3 protein-coding genes are annotated in these 3,260 nt (G+C 38.8%); all 3 read right to left on the reverse strand.

The features are described from left to right. On the reverse strand, positions 1–1,313 hold a 1,313-nt coding region (locus tag AC06OU_RS04155), incomplete at its 3' end, for a GntP family permease (RefSeq protein ID WP_475854177.1). 69 nt (positions 1,314–1,382) lie between these two features. Next, positions 1,383–2,393, reverse strand: a complete 1,011-nt coding sequence (pdxA, locus tag AC06OU_RS04160) for a 4-hydroxythreonine-4-phosphate dehydrogenase PdxA (RefSeq protein WP_475854178.1) — start codon at positions 2,391–2,393, stop codon at positions 1,383–1,385. After that, on the reverse strand, positions 2,390–3,260 hold an 871-nt coding region (locus AC06OU_RS04165), incomplete at its 5' end, for a four-carbon acid sugar kinase family protein (protein ID WP_475854179.1). The genes pdxA and AC06OU_RS04165, both read right to left, overlap by 4 nt.

The raw sequence follows: 3,260 nt of genomic DNA on the forward strand, positions 1-3,260 counted from the left end.
GGTATAGACCAAACTAAAATTTGTTCTTTTAGTTTGGTTATACCTAACATACGATTAACAACCCAGAATAAAGAATCGTTGAAATATGAAAACAACATCGCTCCTAGTGCTGCGGCTTGAGCTGCCAATACTAAATTAACGTCAAGATTAGCTAGGATCGGAGCAGAAATAGAAGCCGCTGTTATCATTGCAACGGTCCCGCTTCCTTGTATTAATCGTACAATAGAAGGGATAAAGAATGGCACAAGTATTGCAGGTAATGGTAAACCAGCAATGATTTCAGCTAAATAATCTCCAGTACCACTGTCACGCAACACTGTACCTAGAGCGCCCCCAGCACCTGTAACTAGCAGGATAATACCAGCAGTTGTCATACCCTCTTCCATTCTTTCTAACGCTTCGTCTTTTTTCATCTGATTAGCTAAACCATAAATCGCTACAACTAATCCAAGGGCTAATGCGATAATCGGTTGTCCAAGGAACAACACATAATCCCAAACCCCTCCTGTTATTTCTAAAGCGGTTAGCGTAGTATTCAAGAATATTAATATGATTGGCAATAATATCGGTAAAAATGAAATAAAGAAAGATGGTAGTTCTTTTTCTCGGTCAGCAGAAGCTGCTAAAAAATCTTTATACACCATCTCGGAAGAATCCTTACGCACAAATCCTTCTCCATCTTCTTCTGGAACTTGGTAAATTCTTTTACCAACCCATTTAGCGTAAAAAACACCTATAGTAATAATTGGAATCGCAAATATTAATCCCCAAAGGATCATTTCCCCTATGTCTACTCCAAAAATACCTGCTACTCCTAATGGACCTGGTGTCGGTGGGACTGCATGGTGAGTTGCAGCTAAACCAATCGCTAAAGCAACACCCATTGTCACTACGGATTTACCAGTTTTACGTGATAATGACTTTACTAAAGGATTTAAAATGACAAATGCCGAATCAACGAAAATTGGAATTGATACAAAATAACCAGCAATCGCCATTGCCCATTCTTCCTTCTTCTTTCCAACTACTCTAATTAACGTATAAGCAAGCTTTTCAGCTGCTCCAGTTACTTCTAAAATTCTACCCATCATAACCCCAAGCCCTACTACAATCCCTATAGAAGCTAGTGTGTTACCAAAACCACTTGTAATAGAGTTAACTACTTTTAATGGCTCCATCCCGCCGATAAGTCCTGTAATAGAAGCAGCAATAAGTAAAGCTAAAAAAGCATGAATCTTTGTTTTTAACACAAGTAAAATTAAAACAGTAACACCGATAGCTAACCCCAATAACATTTGCATTTCTAAAACCATCTCTGAAACCCCTTTCAATTATGTATAATTAAATAGAAAAGGGGTTTCCCCCTTTCCTTTCTACAAAATCTACAAAGACTCGCGTGTAAACTTAGGCGCATACTCCGCAGCTAGCTTGATGCATTCGTACATACTTACTTCAGATGCGATATTATTCCAAGCTATATCAAAAGCTGTGCCATGATCTACGGAAGTACGTAAGAATGGAAGCCCATTCGTAATGGATATAGTACGATGGAAATCAGTCATCTTAGCTGCTATATGACCTTGATCGTGGTACAAAGATAGAACTGCATCATATTTACCATTAAGTGCTTGGAAGAATACGGAGTCAGCTGGTACTGGGCCATACGCATCGATTCCATCTGCTTTAGCAAGCTCAACACCTGGTTTAATCTCATTCACTTCTTCCATCCCGAACAAGCCACCCTCGCCTGCATGAGGATTTAACCCTGCAACTGCTAACTTACGACTCTCGACGCCTAGGCGCTGTAAAGCTTGGTCACATCTATTTAAATAATCTCTAACACGCTCTTTAGTCATCTGTTTAATAGCATCTGCAACAGATAAGTGACGAGTCAAGAAGAAAATACGCATCCCATTGACTTGGAACATAGTTAAAGGATCCGGAGCACCACCAAGATCTTCAAGCATTTCCGTGTGTCCAATGTAAGGAACATTTGCAGCTTTTAATGATTCCTTGTTAATTGGAGTGGTTGCCAGCGCCTTTACTTCTCCAGTCATTGCTAGCTCCACTGACTTTTTAATGAATTCAAATGCTGCTTGACCATTTTGAGCAGAAACTTCACCCGGTTTAAATTGCTCTATATTAATATTATTCAAATCTAAGATATCTATTACTCCATATTCATAAGAACCTTCCGTTGGTGAAGTAACTATATTAATCTCTAAATCTACATCTGTTACTTCGATCGCTTTGCGAATAATTTTAGCGTCACCTACCACAAGTGGTTTACACATCGAGTAAATTTCTTCTTTAGCTAGTGACTTAACTGTAATTTCTGGACCGATTCCCGCTGCATCACCCATTGGTATCGCAATAATTTCTCTTGTTGTCATACTAGAACACTTCCTTCTTCTTTTTTATTCGTTAAAAATCTTACGCATTTATAAATTGAATATTTGTCTCCTACCATTCCACCTTTAGTAATGACCGGTATCCCATCAAATGTTCCACCTATAAAATGACCATAAGCAGCTAAAGGAATAACTTCATCCTGTAAGCCTATTGCAGTTGCATTACTTACCGCACAAATAGCCGCAGTTACATCCCCACCACTTGAAAAAGTACCGTCTATTTGGTGATTTGTCTGCTGGACTACATTATTTGTCACTCTAGCCAGTCCCTCTGTTAAACGCTTTGCCAGTTTCTCTTCCGTAACCCCTTCTTTTAAAGCAATTTCTGAAAGATTCAGCTTTTCGGTTCCAGGCGTGTAAGTAGTAATTATCAAAACTTCTTGATCTTCTAATTTAGACAAAGCTTCTTCAGTAGCTCGATCAATTTCTTTCTCCCAGGAATTCGTCATCGATGCTAATGCACTCGCATGCACATATACAGGTTCCGCATTCTTTTTATCTATTAGATAATTTAGCTGTCTCCCAGTTAAGGGTGTAATACTGCCAACGGTCACGATAAATTTATTTGTTTGAACATGTTGATGGGCTTTCATTCTTCCGTAAGAGGCAGAAAGTGGACCTGGATCAACAGGGATAAAATGTATCCCATCTATGGAAGCCATCGCCTCTGCAATGTTATCTATTTCTTCATTTGTCACTGCATCCACCACTATAATCCGATTCATCGCTTCAATTTGTTTAATGATCTGTAATTGAATGGACTCTTTACCCTTTAAAACTGTCCCAAGCCCTACATGTGAAACTTTCAACTTACTTTGATTTTCCATTATAGTTGGGACATGTGAGATA

The sequence above is a fragment of the Psychrobacillus sp. genome, from assembly GCF_056205495.1.

Excerpts from the sequence above, each read along its gene's own strand:
- pdxA (WP_475854178.1), bottom strand. The coding sequence starts at position 2,393 with ATGACAACAAGAGAAATTATTGCGATACCAATGGGTGATGCAGCGGGA.